Origin of the sequence: Nocardia sp. NPDC019395, from assembly GCF_040632335.1 — a bacterium.
Lineage (GTDB): Bacteria > Actinomycetota > Actinomycetes > Mycobacteriales > Mycobacteriaceae > Nocardia.
In genome coordinates, this window is record NZ_JBEYBT010000011.1 from 15,436 (window position 1) to 34,246 (window position 18,811).

Annotated in this window: 15 protein-coding genes; 9 read left to right on the forward strand and 6 right to left on the reverse strand. The window is 67.1% G+C overall.

Going from position 1 to position 18,811, the window contains the following annotated elements; all coding sequences use genetic code 11:
* The first annotated feature begins 57 nt into the window (after window positions 1-57).
* The 5 genes from ABZ827_RS22255 (at window position 58) to ABZ827_RS22275 (ending at window position 6,598) form a co-directional block, all read left to right on the forward strand.
* Window positions 58-1,035, forward strand: a complete 978-nt coding sequence (locus tag ABZ827_RS22255) for an ABC transporter permease (protein WP_357239659.1) — start codon at window positions 58-60, stop codon at window positions 1,033-1,035.
* A gap of 238 nt (window positions 1,036-1,273) precedes the next feature.
* Entirely contained in the window at window positions 1,274-2,272 is a 999-nt protein-coding gene (locus tag ABZ827_RS22260; RefSeq protein ID WP_357239661.1) for an ABC transporter permease, read from the forward strand.
* A 14-nt stretch (window positions 2,273-2,286) separates the two neighbouring features.
* Window positions 2,287-4,215, forward strand: a complete 1,929-nt coding sequence (locus ABZ827_RS22265; protein ID WP_357239983.1) for an ABC transporter ATP-binding protein — start codon at window positions 2,287-2,289, stop codon at window positions 4,213-4,215.
* On the forward strand, window positions 4,212-5,876 hold the full coding sequence (locus tag ABZ827_RS22270) for an ABC transporter family substrate-binding protein (RefSeq protein WP_357239664.1): 1,665 nt from the start codon (window positions 4,212-4,214) through the stop codon (window positions 5,874-5,876). The genes ABZ827_RS22265 and ABZ827_RS22270 overlap by 4 nt, the downstream gene beginning before the upstream one ends.
* On the forward strand, window positions 5,873-6,598 hold the full coding sequence (locus ABZ827_RS22275) for a hypothetical protein (protein ID WP_357239667.1): 726 nt from the start codon (window positions 5,873-5,875) through the stop codon (window positions 6,596-6,598). Before ABZ827_RS22270 ends, ABZ827_RS22275 begins: the two co-directional genes overlap by 4 nt.
* 172 nt (window positions 6,599-6,770) lie before the next feature.
* Here ABZ827_RS22275 and hemC read toward each other — a convergent pair whose 3' ends face one another.
* Genes hemC through ABZ827_RS22290 form a run of 3 tightly spaced genes read right to left on the reverse strand, consistent with a single transcriptional unit; the run spans window position 6,771 to window position 10,195 of the window.
* Entirely contained in the window at window positions 6,771-7,697 is a 927-nt protein-coding gene (hemC, locus tag ABZ827_RS22280; RefSeq protein WP_357239670.1) for a hydroxymethylbilane synthase, read from the reverse strand.
* 9 nt (window positions 7,698-7,706) lie between these two features.
* Complete coding sequence (locus tag ABZ827_RS22285; RefSeq protein ID WP_357239673.1) at window positions 7,707-9,275, reverse strand: Rieske 2Fe-2S domain-containing protein; 1,569 nt, start codon at window positions 9,273-9,275, stop codon at window positions 7,707-7,709.
* Window positions 9,276-9,319: 44 nt separating this feature from the next.
* Window positions 9,320-10,195, reverse strand: a complete 876-nt coding sequence (locus ABZ827_RS22290; RefSeq protein ID WP_357239676.1) for a hypothetical protein — start codon at window positions 10,193-10,195, stop codon at window positions 9,320-9,322.
* A gap of 190 nt (window positions 10,196-10,385) precedes the next feature.
* Between ABZ827_RS22290 and ABZ827_RS22295 the strand changes: the two genes are divergently transcribed.
* The gene (locus ABZ827_RS22295; protein WP_357239679.1) at window positions 10,386-11,147 is read left to right on the forward strand and encodes a lysophospholipid acyltransferase family protein; all 762 of its coding nucleotides are present in this window, start codon (window positions 10,386-10,388) and stop codon (window positions 11,145-11,147) included.
* 60 nt (window positions 11,148-11,207) lie between these two features.
* Window positions 11,208-11,948, forward strand: a complete 741-nt coding sequence (locus ABZ827_RS22300) for a lysophospholipid acyltransferase family protein (RefSeq protein ID WP_357239682.1) — start codon at window positions 11,208-11,210, stop codon at window positions 11,946-11,948.
* Window positions 11,949-11,964: 16 nt separating this feature from the next.
* On the opposite strand, the gene ABZ827_RS22305 is transcribed toward ABZ827_RS22300, so the two are convergent.
* A complete protein-coding gene (locus tag ABZ827_RS22305; RefSeq protein WP_357239685.1) occupies window positions 11,965-12,393 on the reverse strand; it encodes a PPOX class F420-dependent oxidoreductase in 429 nt (142 codons plus the stop codon).
* Between the two features lie 144 nt (window positions 12,394-12,537).
* Here ABZ827_RS22305 and ABZ827_RS22310 point away from each other — a divergent pair, with 144 nt between their 5' ends.
* Together ABZ827_RS22310 and ABZ827_RS22315 are read left to right on the forward strand one after the other, a co-directional pair.
* Entirely contained in the window at window positions 12,538-13,458 is a 921-nt protein-coding gene (locus tag ABZ827_RS22310) for a hypothetical protein (protein ID WP_357239688.1), read from the forward strand.
* Between the two features lie 22 nt (window positions 13,459-13,480).
* Window positions 13,481-15,763 (forward strand): heavy metal translocating P-type ATPase, encoded by a 2,283-nt coding sequence (locus ABZ827_RS22315; RefSeq protein WP_357239691.1) that lies wholly within the window; start codon window positions 13,481-13,483, stop codon window positions 15,761-15,763.
* Between the two features lie 366 nt (window positions 15,764-16,129).
* Here ABZ827_RS22315 and ABZ827_RS22320 read toward each other — a convergent pair whose 3' ends face one another.
* Both ABZ827_RS22320 and ABZ827_RS22325 read right to left on the reverse strand, forming a co-directional pair.
* On the reverse strand, window positions 16,130-17,101 hold the full coding sequence (locus ABZ827_RS22320; RefSeq protein ID WP_357239694.1) for a DMT family transporter: 972 nt from the start codon (window positions 17,099-17,101) through the stop codon (window positions 16,130-16,132).
* 258 nt (window positions 17,102-17,359) lie between these two features.
* On the reverse strand, window positions 17,360-18,721 hold the full coding sequence (locus tag ABZ827_RS22325; RefSeq protein WP_357239697.1) for an MFS transporter: 1,362 nt from the start codon (window positions 18,719-18,721) through the stop codon (window positions 17,360-17,362).
* Between the last annotated feature and the right edge of the window lie 90 nt (window positions 18,722-18,811).

Below are 18,811 nucleotides of genomic sequence, written 5' to 3' on the forward strand. Positions count from 1 at the left end.
GCAGGGCGCGGCGACCGTCCCTATGATCAGGGGCTACACCTGATATCGAGGGGAATGATGACCGGCTTTTTATTGCGACGCGCACTCAACTACATCGTGCTGTTGCTGCTGGCATCGTTTCTCACTTTCACGGTCGCATCGCTGACCTTCAACCCGCTCGAAAGCCTCGAACAGCGCAATCCGCGACCGCCACAATCGGTGATCGACGCGAAGGCCGAAGAGCTCCATCTGAACGATCCCGTCCCGCAGCGTTACCTGATCTGGGTCTCCGGCGCCGTGCGGGGTGATTTCGGGACGACCCTGGCCGGCCAGCCGGTGAGCGACGAGCTGCCGCGGCGTGTCGCGGTGAGTCTGCGCCTGCTGATCCTCGGGTCGGTGGTGGGCACCGTGCTGGGTGTGCTGATCGGCGCGGCGGGCGCGATCCGGCAGTACAAGTTCAGCGATTACTTCACGACCGTGTTCTCGCTGCTCATCCTCTCGACACCGGTGTTCCTGCTCGCGACCCTGTTGAAATACGGAGCGCTGGAGATCAACTCGATGGCCGGGCAGCAGGTTCTGCTCTATACCGGCGAAACGTCGGCCGGTCATATCGAGGGGTTCGGCGCACAACTGGTCGACCGGTTACAGCATCTGGTACTGCCGACCCTGGCGATCGCGCTCGGCGGTATGGCCGGCTACAGCCGCTACCAGCGCAACGCCATGCTCGATGTACTGCAGAGCGATTTCATCCGCACGGCCCGCGCCAAGGGGCTGACCCGCACCAGGGCGCTGTACAAACACGGTCTGCGCACCGCCCTGATCCCGATGGCGACGCTGTTCGCCTACAGCCTGGGCGGGCTGATCACCGGCGCGACCTTCACCGAGAAAATATTCGGCTGGCACGGAATCGGTGAATGGCTGGTCGATTCCATCAACGCGCAGGACGTCTACGTGGTGGTGACGGTGACCGTGTTCGCCGGCCTGGTGGTGCTGATATCGGGATTGCTCTCCGACATCGTGTACGCGATCCTCGACCCCCGGGTGCGAGTGGCATGAGCGGGTCAGGCCCGAAGGCGGGAGCGAAGCGGCACCACGCAGGGCCCCCGCTCATGCCCCATCGACACAGCATGAGCGGGTCAGGCCCGAAGGCGGGAGCGAAGCGGCACCACGCAGGGCCCCCGCACATGCCCCATCCACACAGCATGAACCGGTCAGGCCCCGATGGATACAGCATGAGACTCGAAGCAGGTTGCCCGCCGCGCGCCGGGCGCACAGATCCCGATACGGGGGCGCAATGACCGAAACCGAGATCATCGTCCAGGGCGCACCGGAGGTCGCGGCGTCGGGGCGGCGCAAACTGGTCTGGAAACGCTTCCTGCGCAACCGGTCGGCAGTGGCCGGCGCATCGATCCTGATTCTGCTGGTACTGGCCGGGTTCGCGCTGCCGCCCTTCTTGCCGTACGACCACCAGGACCTCGACTACACGGCGCTGCTGCAGCCGCCCAGTCCGCAACATCCGTTCGGCACCACCCAGATCGGCCAGGACGTCCTCGCGCAAACACTGCGGGGGCTACAGAAATCACTGCTCATCGGTTTCTGCGTGGCCATTATCTCGACCACCATCGCCGCGCTGGTCGGGTCTCTCGCCGGGCTGCTGGGCGGCTGGACCGACCGGGCCCTCATGTGGATCGTCGATCTGCTGCTGGTGGTACCGAGTTTCATCCTCATCGCCCTGTTCGCGCCGCGTACGAAGGGCAGTGGATCGATCGCGTTGCTGATCATTCTGCTCGCGGTATTCGGGTGGATGATCAGCGCGCGTATCGTGCGCGGATTGACGCTGAGCCTGCGCGATCGCGAATTCGTCCGCGCGGCCAGATATATGGGCGCGCCGACACGAACCGTGATCCTCACGCATATCGTCCCGAATATCGCGTCGATCCTGATCATCGACACCACCCTCACCGTCGGCGCGTCGATCATGGCCGAAACCGGGCTGAGCTTCCTCGGGTTCGGCGTGCAGCCGCCGGATGTCTCGCTCGGTTCGCTGATCGCCGTGGGCACCGATACCGCGCTCACCTACCCGTGGCTGTTCCTGTTCTCCGGTGGCCTGCTGATCGTCACGGTGTTGTGCGCGAACCTGGTCGGCGACGGTTTGCGCGACGCCTTCGACCCGGGCGCGAAACACGCGCGTTCCCGGCCGTCCCGCAAAGCCCGTAAGGCGCAGCGTGCCCGGCAATCCGAGAACGCACAGCCTGCCCAGCTTCCCGGCCGGGCGGGGGGCGACCGGCGATGAGCGGAGATACGACGATGGCCCAGCCGGCCGCGAATTCCCCGGACAGCACCGCAACCCGCGGCACTCCCCTGCTGGAGGTCGCTGACCTGCGGGTCTCCTTCCCCAGCGAGGAGGGCCGGATCGAGGCCGTCCGCGGGGTGGATTACACCGTCGCCGACGGGGAGGTACTGGCGATCGTCGGCGAATCCGGCTCCGGCAAGTCGGTATCGTCGCTGGCGGTGATGGGCCTGCTCCCCGACCAGGCGAGGGTCGCCGGATCGATCCGGTTGCGCGGGCGGGAACTGCTCGGGCTCGACGACCGGCAGTTGTCCAAGCTGCGTGGCAGTTCGGTCAGCATGGTGTTCCAGGACCCGCTCTCGGCGCTGACCCCGGTGTACCGGGTCGGTGACCAGATCGCCGAAGCCCTGCTGGCACACGGCGATATGAGCAAGGCAGCCGCCGCGAAACGCGCGGTCGAACTGCTCGACCTGGTCGGTATCCCCGATCCGGAACTGCGGGCGAAAGCGTTCCCGCACGAATTCTCCGGCGGTATGCGGCAGCGAGTGGTGATCGCCATGGCCATCGCCAACGATCCGGCGCTGATCATCTGCGACGAACCGACCACGGCACTGGATGTGACCGTGCAGAAGCAGATCCTGAATCTGCTGCGCGAGGCGCGCGATATCACCGGGGCGGGCGTCATCATGATCACCCACGACATGGGTATCGCCGCCACCCTGGCCGACCGGGTCGCGGTGATGTACGCGGGCCGCATCGTCGAAACCGCGACGACCAGCGAACTCTTCGCTGCCCCCCGGATGCCGTACACGGTCGGCCTGCTCGGGTCCATACCGCGGATGGACGGACCCGCCCGGACTCCGCTGATCCCGATCGTCGGCGCACCACCGGCCATGCACGACCTGCCGCCGGGTTGCGCGTTCGCCCCGCGCTGCCCGGTTGCCGTGGAGCTGTGCCGCGACCACGAACCACAACTGACCGAGACCACGAGCGGGCACCGTGCAGCCTGTTTCCGCACCGGCGAAGTGGACTCCGAGGAGCTGTTCGAGTCCTACCGCCGCGAAATCACCGAACCGGAACCGGTACCCGAACCCGAGACCGAGCCGGAGGTGGTGCTGCGAGTCTCGGATCTGGTGAAGACGTTTCCGATCACGTCGGGAGTGGTGTTCCGGCGGCGCAAGGGCGAGGTTCGCGCGGTCGACGGCATCAGCTTCGAAGTCCGCTCCGGCCGCACCCTGGCCCTGGTCGGTGAATCCGGCTCCGGAAAATCCACCACATTGGAGCAGATCCTGAGCCTGGTGCGGCCGCAAGCCGGCCGGATAGAAATCCTCGGCCACGAAACCGGCGAATCAACCAAAGCGCAGCGGCGTGAACTGCGCCGCAGGATGCAGATCGTCTTCCAGGATCCGACGGCTTCACTGGACCCCCGGCTACCGGTCTTCGACGCCATCGCCGAACCTCTGCGCATCGACGGGCGCCCGAAATCGGAGGTGGCGCGGCGGGTTCCGGAGCTGCTCACCCTGGTCGGTTTGCGCCCCGAGCACGGCGACCGCTATCCCGCCGATTTCTCCGGCGGCCAGAAGCAGCGCATCAGTATCGCCCGGGCCCTCGCCCTGGATCCGGAACTGCTGGTACTGGACGAACCGGTGTCGTCGCTCGATGTCTCCATCCAGGCGGGTGTACTGAATCTGCTGCGCGACCTGCAGATCGAACGCGGCCTGTCGTATCTGTTCGTCTCCCACGATCTCTCGGTGGTCCGCAATCTCGCGCACGATATCGCGGTCATGTACCAGGGCAAGATCGTCGAATACGGCCGAGCCGAGCAGATCTTCGACGAACCCCGGCATGCTTATACGAAATCGCTGATCGAGGCGGTGCCGGTTCCGGTCGTAGACCGTGGTAGGGGTTCGGTGGCGAACTCCACCAGCAGGAAGGAAGTCTCATGAGGATTCGATCCGTCGGTATCCGCCTCGCGGTACCGCTCACCGCGATCGGCTTACTGCTGAGCGGGTGCAGCGCGAACAGCACCGACGCCGGTGATGTGACCATCACCGGCACCAACCAGACCAACCCGCACGACCCGAGTGAACTGCGCGACGGCGGGAACCTGCGGTTGACGATCTCGTCGCTGCCCGAGACTTTCAACCCCCTGCACGTGGACTCCGATCTGGATGTCTCCGACGTCGTCAGCTGGACGCTGCCGAGCCCCTTCCAGTCCGATGCCAAGGGCGAGTTGACCGTCGATACGAATTACTTCACCGACGTACAACTGACCGGTACCGATCCTCAGGTTGTCACCTACACGATCAACCCGAAAGCGGTCTGGTCCGATGGCACCCCGATCACCTGGGAAGATCTGGCATCGCAGGCGAACGCACAGAGCGGAAAGGACCCGAAATTCCTGGTCGCGGCCAACTCCGGCTTCGACCGGGTGGAAAAAGTGGAGCGGGGCGTGGACGACAAGCAGGCTGTCGTCACGTTCAACAAACACTACGCGGAGTGGAAGGGCCTCTTCGGCCTGCTGCTGCCGAAGGCCGCCACCGCGACCCCGCAAGCGTTCGACAACTTCTACCGCAACGATATGCCGCTGAGCGCGGGCCCGTTCATCATCACAAATATCGACCGCGCCCAGAACCGCATAACCCTCGGCCGAAACCCGAAGTGGTGGGGTGATACTCCCAAACTCGATACCGTCACCTACAGCGTGCTCGATATCCCGGCGCGGATCGCCGCCGTACAGAACAACGAGCTCGACTCGTCGGATATCTCCGGTATCGCCGAAGTCACCACGGCCAAGAACACACCCGGCGTCCAGGTACTGCGGACCCCGCTGCCGCGCTGGTCGCATTTCACCTTCAACGGCGCACCGGGATCGATCCTCGAGGACCCGGCGCTGCGGCGCGCGATCGCGAAAGGTATCGATCGCCAGGCCATCGCCTCCGCGACCCAGCTCGGTGTGGTGGCACAACCGAAGCCGCTGAACAATCACATCTACATGGAGGGCCAGGAGGGCTACCAGGACAACGCCGGTGTTGTCGCCTTCAACCCCGAGCAGGCGGCCCGCGAACTCGACGAGCTCGGCTGGAAACTCAACGGCGATGTGCGGATGAAGGACGGGCGGCCACTGGTCATCCGTGATGTCATGTTCCAGCAGGATCTGTGGGTCCAGACGGCCAAGATCGCCCAGCAGAACCTTGCCGCGATCGGAGTGAAACTCGAGATCGAGACCTACCCGGGGCAAGGCCTTTTCACCGACATCATCGATCCGGGCAACTTCGATATCGCCCAATTCAGCTGGCAGGGTGGTGTGCTCCCGCTCGGCGGGCTGCCGCAGATCTACGCGTACAACCCCGAGATGCCGCTGTCGAACAAGGGCAAGATCGGTTCCCCGGAACTCAATGCCCTGATCGAGCAGACCATTTCCGAACTGGATCCGAAGAAGGCGATCGAGCTCGCCAACCAGGCCGACCGGATGATCTTCGAGGAAGTGCATTCGCTGCCGATCACCCAGTCGCCCGGCACCGTCGCCCAGCGCAACGAGGTCGCCAACTGGGGGGCGTTCGGGATGGCCTCCCCCGACTACACCAAAGTCGGCTTCCTGAAGTGAATCGTGGATCGGGCCATCCACTGGCCTATCCGCTGGCAGTGACGATCGGCGCCCTCGCGGTACTCACCGCGTGGGCGCCGTTCGCCGATCCGGACCAGTTCAGCGCACTGGTCGTGGTGGGGCTGGGAATCATCGGGTACACCGGTTACCGGCTCGCTCTCGCACTCGGAGTGCTCGACCACGGTGCCGCCACCCGGCATCCGGTGCCGGTGCGGCGCGTTCGGCAGGAGCACCGTCTCGAGAGCAGGTCCTGGCTGGAACTCCGCGGTCAAGGCCCGACACGCTGGATACCGGTCTACTTCACGCCGCACCTGATCGGTTTCACCGGTGGCACGGCAGAGTTCGACGGTCGCAGCATCGTCCTGCGGGAGTCGAGTGCGGCCCCGGACAATCAGCCGACCGCTGACGCGGGGACACCCCCCGCGCCCAGTTCCGAGATCCACGTCCTGCCGGCGGGACGAGTACGTCTCGGCGAGCCCGGCGGGCGGTTACTCGACAACCCCTCCCGTCGAGACGCGACCACCGGAGAACGGGCGACGACGGCGGCGAAATTCCCCCGCAGGCTGCTGCTGGACGCACAGTCGGTGGTCGCGGCCCCGTTCATCGCTCTGCTGTGGGTATATATCGCGGAGGGCGGGCTGCCCGCATTCATCGGCGCCTGCTGTGTGGCAGCCGCGGCGGCGATATGGCTCTCCGCGATCCGCGGATCCGATCCGAGCTGACGATCGGCGGCGCCGCTGTCTACGCCCTGGGTCTCCCGCAACGGTATCCGTTAGCCGACGCCGCGACATTTCTCGTCCAGGCGGTCGTGCTGTCGGCAGCTTTCCCTACAACAGGATTCGACCGATCGCGATCAGTTCGGAGCGGCTCCCGAGGCGTCGACGGTAGCGATCGTCAGTGCGGAATGGAGTCGATTATCGCGCGGGCGCCCTGTCGCAGCAGGTCGGAACCCACGAAGAAGCCCAAGGCCTGCGGGTCTTCCGGGACTCCCCAATGCTGCGAATCCAGCCACTGGGTGCCCTCGATATCGAACACCTTGCCACGCAACGACAGCCGGCCGGTGCGTTCGATCACGCAGACCCCGGCGATCGGCGAATTGCAGTGCCCCTGCAGGGCATGCAGCATCGCGCGCTCGGCATCGGCGACCCGGCGGGTTTCGGCATGGTCGAGCCGGCCCGCCAGTTCCCGGACCTCGTCGTCACCGGCACGGCAGGCCAGCGTGAGCACACCGGCACCGATCGGCGGGCACATGATATCGACCGGCAATATTTCGGTGATCCGGTCCTCCCGGCCGATCCGGTACATCCCGGACACCGCGGCGATCAGCACATCGCAGTACCCGTCCTCCAGCCGCTGCAGCCGGGTGTTCATATTCCCGCGCAGCGGCTTCATCTCCAGCCCCGGGTAGTGGAGCCGCAACTGCGCGGCGCGGCGCACCGAACTGGTCCCGACCACGGTCCCCGCGGGCTGTTCGGCGAGCGGGCGGCCGTCCTTGGTGATGATCGCGTCACGCACATCATCGCGCTCCGGGAATCCGGCGAAGGCGATACCTTCCGGAATCGGGATATCGCCCGGAATATCCTTCAGGCAGTGCACGGCCAGATCGGCCTGATCGTGCAGCAGCGCGTCGTCGATCTCCTTGACGAAAGCCCCCTTGCCACCGAGCTTCGCCAGATCGCCCATCCAGCGGTCACCGGCGGAGGTCACTTTCACCAGTTCGGTTTCCACACCGAACCCGGCCAGCCCGGCGGCGACCTGCTCGGCTTGGGCGACCGCCATGGGGCTGGAGCGGGTGGCGATCCGGATAATGCGCGAAGCCATGGCGCGACTCTACGCGTCGACTTTCCGGGAGCGGAGCTCGTGTCCCTTGGAGGTCTTGCAGCGGCCCGATTCCAGGTCCCACTGCCACCCGTGCAGGTTGCAGGTGAGCGTGTTGCCGTCCACCACACCGAATTTCGACAGATCCGCCTTGAGGTGGGGGCAGCGGCGCTGGACCTCCCAGCCGGCCACCTCCACCGACGCCGAATCGTCGTGCGCCTCGGAGAACCAGCCGTCGGCGTAGGCGATGCGCTCGTCGGTGAGGCATTTGAAGAACGTGTACAGGTATTCGTTGTAGCCGCCGATGCGCCACGCCTGGAAACGGGTGGACAGGAAAATGGTGTTCACCCAGTCGGGTTCCTGGTCGCGCAGTACGGTGCGCACGAGTTCGGGGGCGATCCGGAATCCGTAGCGGTACCTGCCCTCACCCTCGCGGGGAGCGCGGACCTCACGTTTCGGGAAGTCCAGGACCACGGTCTCGTCACCGATGACGAGACCGACCGGGTAGCCGATCCCGTCGCTGATCAGATCGCTCTGCGCCATGATCGGCTCGAACAGCTCGCGCAGCGGTTCGAGCAGCGGTTCCCCTTCGGCGGGCGCCCAGGTCTTCTTCTCCGCGACCAGCACCGGCGCCAGCCGCTGCGCCATCTTCTCGACGTAGGCGGCCTTATCGCTCCAGATCGTGGCCGGGTCGTAGGGATGGTTGAGTTCGAGTTCGGTGCCGTGCAGTTCGACCGTCGATCCGGGCACCATCAGCAGCCCGCGATCGTGGCCGTTCTCGCGCATCTGTTCCAGGAAGACCATCTGGTCGGGGAAGATATTTCCCTCGTCACCGTGATCGTCGTTGAGATAGCGCAGGTCGTCGTCCAGGAAAACCGGCGGACCGGCAGACGGCACCACCCAGGTGGCGCCCACCTGCTCGATATAGCTGCGAGCCCGGTCCATTCCGCGCTGCCGCTTCTGTTTCCCGAAATTCGATTTCGTCCGGGCCGGAATGTCGTACACCATCGGATACCAGATGGCACCGGAGTACTGCAGCAGATGAATATCGATCTTGCCGAACGCGTCGTGCAGCACATCCATATCGACCGGCCGCGCGTCGTTCATATTGAAACAGGTGGTTTCGCGGTCGGAGACGATGAGCCCGGAATCGCCGATCGGGCCGTCCGCGGGAGCGCGCAGCGCGACGATCATGATGTCCAATTCGGCAGTGGGGTCGCCCCCACCGGCACCCATGGCGCCGGTCACCGTGTGCTTGACCGAATCCTCGGTTTCGAAGAACTCGTGGAAACCCAGTTTCTCCAGTTCACGCCGCAGATCCGGGACCGGGTAGTCGGGCAGGAGGACGGTGGCGTCCTTGTTGACGTACTCCAGCAAATGCGCAGCGTCGAAATGGTCGCGATGCAAATGGGAAACGTAGAGGAAATCGCAGTTCCCGAGTTCCTCCCAATCGAGCTGGGTGTTGTCCGGGAACGGAAACCAGGAACCGAAGTACGCGGGGTTCACCCATGGATCACATAGGATGGTCCCGGCCGCGGTCCGGATATGGAATCCCGCATGTCCGACGCTGGTGATCTGCACGAGCTCGCTCCTCCTGACCGATTACGGGCCTCCAGGGTAGTGGGTCAGGGCGAGATTTCCCCGATACAGTAGCCGTTGTCACCCTCTGCGAGTACAAATGTCCGGTTTTGCGTGACACCGGACGCATTTGTCACCGGCACCGCCACCGACATATATCCGGGCGTCAACTCCTGTGAACTGATCTGCTCATCCGTGAAACCGATGGTCCCGGTGAGCGTGCCGGGGTTGTTCGCCAGCGGTGCGGGGACCGGCGCGCCGGTGCCCTGCGGATCCCAGGTGGCCGGACTCGCCGCACAGACGAGCGGGTATTCGCCCTCTTCGTCGTCGGCGTGCAACGGGCGGCCGACGGACCGGGCGAGGTAGCGACGCACGGTGTGGCGAGCGTCCGCGGCATCGTAGGCCGGTTCCACAGTGGCGGGGAACACCCTGCCGCAGGCATATCCGGACGCGACCCGGCGCTGGTCGGCCGTGACGGTGGTCACTCCGTCGGTCCACGTGAGGGTTCCGTCGGCGGCGGTCCCCGGCTGGGCCAGCGCGCTGAGCACGGCGGCCGGGTTCGTGTACATGGCCTGCGCGGTCAGCGGCGGGATGGTCCAGCAGGTCTGTTGCAGGGCCGCCGGATCACCGGCCCGCAAATCGGCGGCGAACCGTTGCAGAGCCGGGGCGGCTTCCGGAACCCCGGGCACATCGCCGACGGGAGGTGCGTCCGCGGGCACCGGCGGCACCGTGGGGTCGGGGGCCACCGCCGTGGCGATATAGGTCGGCGCCGCGCCGCCGTCGGTATCGGCGGGAGCGGAAGCCGGATCGTCGACGGGAATACCGGACACCGAATCACATCCGGTAGCGAGCAGCACTCCGGCCATCGCCAGCCCTACCGCAACGGATCGCCCCCGGCCGCGGCGCGACGCCCGCGCGGACATTCCGCCCACCTCGCATCCACTATGCGGTGCGGCGGCGCGGCCGGTTCGGCGCGACGGTACGGAGCGGGCGCGTTCCACTTCGACGATCACCTTTCCTGCGGTACGAACCGGTTCGAACGGGGTCCGCGCGACCTGGTTTCGCGGGCCGGGCGCTGCCGGTCATCATGGCAGCGACTACGCTAGCGGACTTGTGGATCCCGTCTACCGGACTGTCATCGGGCTGGCCCGGACCGTCTTCTTCCTCGAGGGCCTGAAATTCACCGTCACCGGCGACGAGAACATTCCCGCCGAGGGGGGCGCCGTTCTCGCGGTCAACCACACCGGGTACATGGATTTCACGTACGCGGGGCTGCCGGTCCGCACGCCGAAACGCTACATCCGGTTCATGGCCAAGCACGAAGTCTTCGAGAACAAGATCTCCGGCCCGATCATGCGGGCCCTCAAACATATTCCGGTGGACCGCACCGCCGGTGCCGACTCCTACCAGGCGGCAGTGGACTACCTGCGCCGCGGCGAACTCGTCGGCGTCTATCCGGAGGCGACCATCAGCCGCAGCTTCGAGATCAAGGAGCTGAAATCGGGCGCGGCGCGGATGGCGATCGAGGCCGGGGTGCCGATCATCCCGATCGTCATCTGGGGCGCGCAGCGGGTGTGGACCAAGGGTCATCCGAAACGTCTCGGCCGCACCAATACCCCGATTTCGATCGCCGTCGGTGAGCCGATCCAGCCCTATGAGCCCACGGCCGACCTCACCGCCGAACTGAAATCGACGATGCAGCGGCTGCTGCACGGGTTACAGGAGAACTACGTCCACGAACCCGGCGCCTACTGGGTTCCCGCGCGACTCGGCGGCGGGGCCCCTACCCTGGAAGAAGCCGACGCGATGGACGCCACCGAGGCCGCGGAACGAGACGCCCGCAAACGAGCCGGCCGGGACGGGGCCGGCGAGTAGCATCCACCGTGGGGTGGTACCGGGCGCGGGTATATCCGCAGGTAGTGAGCAGGAGTCGCAATGGCGCGAGAGCCGGTTTTCGATATTCTGACCGGGCTGGTGCACACCGTGTTCTTCGCCCAGGGTCTGCGGATGGATATCCGTGGCCAGGAACATATCCCGCGTACCGGGGGCGCGGTCCTCGCGGTGAACCACACGTCCTACCTGGATTTCATGGAGGTCGGGCTGGTGGGGCGGCGGTCGGGCCGCAATGTGCGGTACATGATGAAAGCCGAACTCGAGCACGGCATCGTCGGTTTCCTCATGAAGCACTGCAAGGCGATCGGCGTGGACCGGACCGCGGGCGCGGAATCGTACGGCCGGGCAGTTCACGCACTGCGCGACGGTGAACTCGTCGTCGTGTACCCGGAGGCGACCATCAGCCGCAGTTTCGAATTGAAGGAATTCAAATCGGGTGCGGCCCGTATGGCGCTGGATTCCGGTAGGCCGATCGTTCCGCTGGTCATCTGGGGTGCGCAGCGGGTCTGGACCAAGGGTTTCCCCCGGCGGCTCGGCCGGCACAATTTCCCGATCCATATCCGGATCGGTGAACCGTTGGCCGCCACAGGTTCGGCCGACGAAGTGACGGCGAAGCTGCGCACCCGGATGGACGGGCTGCTGTCCGCGGCACAGGAGGGATATCCGATGCCCGCCGGACAGCCCTGGGTACCGGCGCGTCTGGGCGGGTCGGCTCCCACGCTGGACGAGGCGGCTGTACTGGAAGCGCAAGAGTACGAGCGGCGGCGAATCCAGCGGCCCTAGCCGGTAGCGGCTACCGCTATGAGTCGGCGGCCCAGGGCCCGACACCACCGACCTTGTCGATTCGGATCCGGGTCAGATACCCCGGCGGGGCATCGGCCGGCGGGAAACCGGCGCCGGGTGCGGCCATGGTGCGTGCCAGCTGTTCGAGCAGTTCCGGTGCCCCACCCTCGACGATCCGCGCGGTACCGCGTATCGAGAGGTAGGGACGCATAATCGTGCCGGGTTCGGACGAAACGATCGTCAGGGCTACCCGGTCGTCACGTCGGATATTGCGGACTTTCTGATGCACGGACAGGTGCGCTGTCACCAGTTCGTCTCCCTCGGGGCCGTCCTGTAGAGCGACCCACACCAGGCTGACCTGGGGGCTGCCGTCCGGGTTGACGGTCACAAGGGTCGCGTCGGCACCGGCACCGATCAGCGCGCGGGCGGAGTCGTCGAGTTTCACAACCACTATGACCGTACGGCGCACGTGTTCATTCCATCCACATGTCTCCACAGGACGCTCCGCCGATTGACAAAATACCCTAGGGGGGTACCGTAACCATCGGAAGTGGCGCGAACCGCCACGGATCGATGGACGGAGCAATCGATGAGTACGTCGACGAAATTCGCCGGGTTCGCACTCGGACTTGTCGCGCTGTTCGGTGTAGCGCTGGGTATCGGGGCGCTGGTCGGCTCACCCGAAAGCGATACCGAGCCCCACGGCGCCGCACCGGAGCCGGTTGCCCAGCCGGGTCCCGGCGGGCTGACCGACACCGCCGGCGGATACACGCTGGCGCTCGAGGATCCGATCGTCGACGCCGGGCGCGACACCGCCCTGCGATTCCGGATCGAGGACAGTGCGGGACGGCCGGTGACGCAGTACACGCCGAACCACGAAAAAGATCTCCATCTGATCGTCGTCCGCCGCGATACCACCGGATACCAGCACCTTCACCCCACCCTCGGCGCGGCCGGCACCTGGAGCACACCGGTGGACCTCGACCGAGCCGGCGATTACCGAGTCTTCGCGGACTTCGTCGCCGCCGACGGACAGCCGTTCACTCTCGGCACCGACCTGCGGGTCGCCGGCCGTTACGCGCCCCAGCCGCTGCCCGCACCCGCCGTCACCGCGACCGCGGGCGAATACACTGTCGAGCTCGGTGGAACCGTCGCGGCCGGCCGGTCCACAGACGTCACCCTGACGGTCTCCCGCGACGGGGCACCGGTCACCGATCTACAGCCCTATCTGGGGGCGTACGGTCATCTCGTGGCCCTGCGAGCCGCCGACCTCGGCTATCTCCACGTTCACCCGGCCGGCCATCCCGGCGACGGAACCACCCCGGCCGGCCCGGGCGTGACCTTCGCCGTGACAGCGCCCGGCGCCGGGGACTACCGGCTGTACTTCGAATTCCGGCACGCGGGCGCGGTGCACCGGGCGGAGTTCACCGTGCCGGTCGAGACCGCCGGTCCCGGCTCGGACGACGCCCAGCCGGCTCCCGCACCCACCGAACACAGCCACGGCCACTGACCCCGGGCCGACGGAGCGAATCATGACCACACAGACACCTCGTGAGACACCCACCGCCACTGCGCCGACCGAGCAGGTCGAACTGGTGATCGGCGGGATGACCTGCGCCTCCTGCGCGAACCGCATCGAGAAGAAACTCAACAGGCTCGACGGCGTGACCGCGACGGTCAACTACGCGACCGAGAAGGCCCGGGTCCACTACCCGGAGACCTTCACGCCCGCGGATCTGGTCGCCGTAGTCGAACAGACCGGATACACCGCCGCGGTTCCGCAGCCGCCCACCGAGCAGAAAACCGCGGCCGAACCGGCCGACGCCACCGACACCCTGCGCACCCGCCTACTGATCTCCCTGGTACTGACCGTCCCGGTGATCGCCATGGCCATGATTCCGGCCCTGCAGTTCACCAACTGGCAGTGGCTGTCGCTCACCCTGGCGGCACCGGTCGTGGTGTGGGGGGCGTGGCCGTTCCACCGGGCGGCCTGGACGAATCTGCGACATGCCACGGCGACCATGGACACGCTGGTCTCGCTGGGCACGCTGGCCGCCTTCGGCTGGTCGCTGTACGCACTGTTCTGGGGTACGGCGGGCACGCCCGGTATGACCCACCCGTTCGAATTCACCGTCGCGCGGATGGACGGCACCGGAAGTATCTACCTGGAGGCCGCGGCCGGAGTCACCACCTTCATCCTGGCCGGCCGGTACTTCGAGGCCCGGTCCAAGCGCCGGGCCGGGGCCGCGCTGCGGGCCCTGCTCGAGCTCGGCGCCAAAGACGTATCCGTCCTGCGCCGCACCGACGGCTCGGACACCTGGACCGAACAGCGGATACCGGTCGAACAGCTTTCCGAAGGCGACCGCTTCGTGGTCCGGCCGGGTGAGAAGATCGCCACCGACGGAGTGATCGTGGACGGATCCACCGCGGTGGATATCTCCATGCTCACCGGCGAATCCGTACCGGTCGAGGTCGGGCCGGACGATACGGTCGCCGGCGCCACCGTCAACGTGGGCGGGCGGATCACCGTGCGCGCCACCCGAGTCGGCGCGGATACGCAACTCGCCCAGATGGCCCGGATGGTGGAGGACGCGCAATCCGGTAAGGCGCAGGCGCAGCGGCTGGCCGACCGGATCTCCGGGGTCTTCGTGCCGATCGTGATCGCGCTGGCCGTGGCCACCCTCGGATTCTGGCTCGGCACCGGCGGATCGGTGGCGGCGGCGTTCACGGCGGCCGTGGCGGTACTGATCATCGCGTGCCCGTGCGCACTCGGTCTGGCGACCCCCACCGCCCTCATGGTCGGTACCGGCCGCGGCGCGCAGCTCGGCATCCTGATCAAGGGTCCCGAAGTACTGGAATCGACCAGGCAGGTCGACACCGTGGTGCTCGACAAAACCGGCACCGTGACCACCGGCAAGATGTCACTGCTCGATGTGGTGGCCGCTGCCGGGGAGGACACCGGCGAAGTGCTGCGGCTGGCGGGTTCGCTCGAGGATTCCTCCGAACACCCGATCGCCCAAGCCATCGCGGCGGGCGCCCGGGACCGGGCCGGCACCCTGCTGCCGGTCGAGGGCTTCCGCAACAACGCCGGGCTGGGCGTGGAAGGCATCGTCGACGGGCACGCGGTCGTCGTCGGCCGCATCGGGCTGCTCGCCGATTACGCACTACACCCGGATCCCGCCCTGCGCGCGGCCATGCGGTCCGCGGAAGCCGAGGGCCGGACGGCGGTCGCGGTCGGCTGGGACGGTGCGGTCCGCGGAGTACTCGTCGTCGCCGACACCGTGAAACCGACCTCCACCGAGGCCGTTTCCCGGCTCCGCGCCCTGGGCCTCACTCCGATCATGCTCACCGGCGACAACGCCACCGCCGCGCACGCCATCGCCCGGCAGGTCGGGATCGAGGAGGTGATCGCCGAGGTACTGCCGCAGGACAAGGTCGCGGTGATAGAACGGCTGCAACGGGAGGGCAGAACCGTCGCCATGGTCGGCGACGGGGTGAACGACGCGGCGGCCCTGGCTCGCGCCGATCTGGGCCTGGCCATCGGCACCGGCACCGATATCGCCATCGAGGCCGCCGACCTCACCCTGGTCCGAGGCGATCTGACCGCTGCCCCCGACGCCATCCGGCTGGCCCGCCGCACCCTCGGCACCATCAAGGGCAACCTGTTCTGGGCCTTCGCTTACAACGTGGCGATGATCCCGCTGGCGATGGTGGGCCTGCTCAACCCGATGCTGGCGGGCGCCGCGATGGCGTTCTCCTCGGTCTTCGTGGTCAGCAACAGCCTGCGCCTGCGCAAGTTCCGCCCCACGCATTGACGGGGACGAGGGCTGGAGGTACCTCACCGGCACCTCCAGCCCGATCGCCGACCCACGCGGCTACGGACCGAGCAGTGCCGCGGGTACGACGGCGATGAAATCCACTTCGTGATCCCCGACCGCGTGCGAAGATGCTGCACCCGAGCCTCATTGACCTGGGCGTAGACGCGCAAGCTGAGCGCTACAAGCGCTTCGAACAGCTGGCCCGGGAAGCTCGTGCTGTAGGGAAACCCTTACGCCGCGTCCGGTACCGGACGCGGCTCTACGCTACCTTTCGCACAATTTCCAGAATCCCATTCGCATGGTTTCTACGCTACCGTTCGCCGGATCCTTGCGACCTGGATCGCAGCGTCGGCTCGCAGCCACTCAGGAGTCCGCGTGGGCTTCGAGGTGTCCGGCCGGTCTCGTCGCGACCACGACGGCGACGAGTGTGAGAGCGCAGCCGAGCACCTTCACCGGCGACAGCTGCGCGCCGGCCGGCAGCACCCAATCGAGGAGCACCGACATCGTGAGCTGCCCGGCCACCGTGCTGAGTCCCATCAGCAGTACCCCGATCCAGCGCACCACCAGGACCCCGGCCGCGATGAAAAGCACCCCGATCGCACCGCCCAGGTAGAGCCAGGGCTCGCGCGGAAACTCCGCCGGCGGGCCGACTCTGGCCAGCACCAGCGCTTCCACGACCAGCAGCCCCAGCAGACCGACCCCGAAATTGATCACGGTGGCGGCGAATGGGCTTCCGGACGCGCCGATCTGTCCGTTCCACGCCTGCTGCCAGGCCAGCCCGACTCCCGCCGCCACCGGCAGGAACAACAGGACGGGTCCGGCGGCACCGGAGAGCCAAGCCGCCGTATCCGGTGCCGCGGACCCCGGCCCGGCGGACGAGGCCAGCAGCACAGCACCCACCGCCAGCGCCGCCCCGCCGAGCCGCGCCACGGTGACCGGAGTGCGGCCGTGCGGGCCGATCCCCAGCCTGTCCACGAGCAAACTGCTCAGCAGCTGCCCGGATACCGCGCCGACCGTGAACGCGGTGACGCCGACCGCGGCCACGGTCAGCGACTGACTCGCCACGAACAGCGCACCGCAGAAACCACCGAGCAGTTGCCAGGGCCGCAACTCTCCCGCGGCCAGTGCCGCCCGCACCCCGCGCAGGCCCGTCCGCAGCCTGGAACTCAGCGCTACGGCGATGAGCAGCAGTACGAACCCGCTGCCGAAACTCACCACGGCCGCGGCGATACCGTCCTGCAGACGCGCGCCCAGCTCCCCGTTGATCCGGCCCTGTACGGCGACCCCGGCCCCGATGAGCAGACCTAGACCCAGCCCCCACCGGCGCAACACCATGTCCCGAACCCTACCGACAGCGCTGTTTTTGGTGCCGCCTCCGGCGTCGCGGGTTCGGGGCCCCCTTGGTCTCGTTCTTCACTCCCGGCGCTCAGTCGATGCGCTCCTTCGCTCTGGTCGCTCCAGAACGAGACGGGCCCCGAACCACCGAGGTGGCCTGGTCGGATGCGGGAAACGGGGGTGGGGGTCGCGTGCGGACAGACGGGCGGTAGGGGGATCAAACGCGCCGGGGGCGGCGGCGAGACCGGCCGGGAAACATCACTCCCCCTCGGTTCCTGGATACTGCCGGTCCGCGCCCGATCCGGTGTCGTGTGTGGGAGGCCGCGGCGGTAGCCAGGCGGGCGTCAACGCGGCAACCACGACGAGCGCGATACCCAGCAGTGCGAGCGTCGACGATATCGAGAACCACACAGTGGCCAGCGCGACGAAACCGAAAACCGCCAGCGAAACCAATTCCTCGCCGAGCCCGGCGACGGACATCACGGTGGCCCGTGCCTGCCCGGTTATGGCGTCCTGCAGCCGCGCTTCGGCGATGATCCCCGCGTTGTAGACGATGCCGTAGGCGGCGGCGAGTGCCGCGAAACCCAGCCCGGTGAAAACATAGACCACGCCGGGCCAGCGAACTCCCAGACCGGCGATCAACGCGCCCGCGGCGAACAGCACGGCCGCCACGCCGACCGCCCGGGCGATGGCTCGGCCCGTCATCTCTTCCGTCCGACCGGCAAGCAGGGCACCGAGTAGCGAACCGACGACGGTCACACCGACCAGAACCGGCACCACCGCCGTCGCGGCACCACTGTCCCCGGCCAGCAGACCGAAATATTCGTCGAAGGCGGTGATCCCGTACAGCAGCGCACCGAGCACCGCCCCGTGCCGGACCATACGCACCCTTACCGCCTCGGCGACACCGGTGCGCAGCATGCGCAGGTACCGCCGGATCGAACCGGAACCGCTCACGACGGGGTCGGCTGTGGCAGGGCGGGGGCTCGGAGTGAGCCCCGCCGGACCGGCCGTATCCGGACCGGGTTCCGCAGCCTCGGTTTCCCCGAGCTCGGCGACCTCGGCCGCCGAAGCCGACCTCGGTGCCGCCGGCAGGCTCCGAGCGAGGGCTGTGTGCACAACCGCACATCCGACACTGGCCCAGCCGACCAGCTCATAGCCGCCCCACAGATACAGCGGGGTCGCGGCCAGGATCGCGATCACCGCACTCAGCTCGCTCGCCGACCGCGTGTAGCCGATCAAACGTGCGTAGCCGTGGGATTCACCCCGGGCGGTGAGCTCGTCGTACAGCAAGGCCTCGAAGGTCCCGGAACGCAGCGCGCCCGCCACACCCCACAGCACGAATCCGACCGCGAATCCGGCGAAGGAGGGCGCGACGGTCCACACCAGGAAACCCGCGGCCATGAGGATGCCGTTGAGGATCAGCAGACCACGCCGGGATACGGTATCGGCCCACGCGCCCGAGGGGATCTCGCAGACGAATGCTGTCGCCGACCAGAGCGCGAGCAACAGCGATATCCGGCCCGGGCCGAGGCCGTGATCGGCGAACAGCAGCGCGTAGAGCGCGTAGTACGGAATCAGGTCGCCCGTCGCGGCGAAAAGCGTCGCACGCAGTGTCAACGCGCGCGATCCGGTTCTCCGCCCGGTGTCCACCGGCCGATGTCAACAGCGGTAGATGACCAGGCGCATAGCGCTCAGCATCCGCGCTGC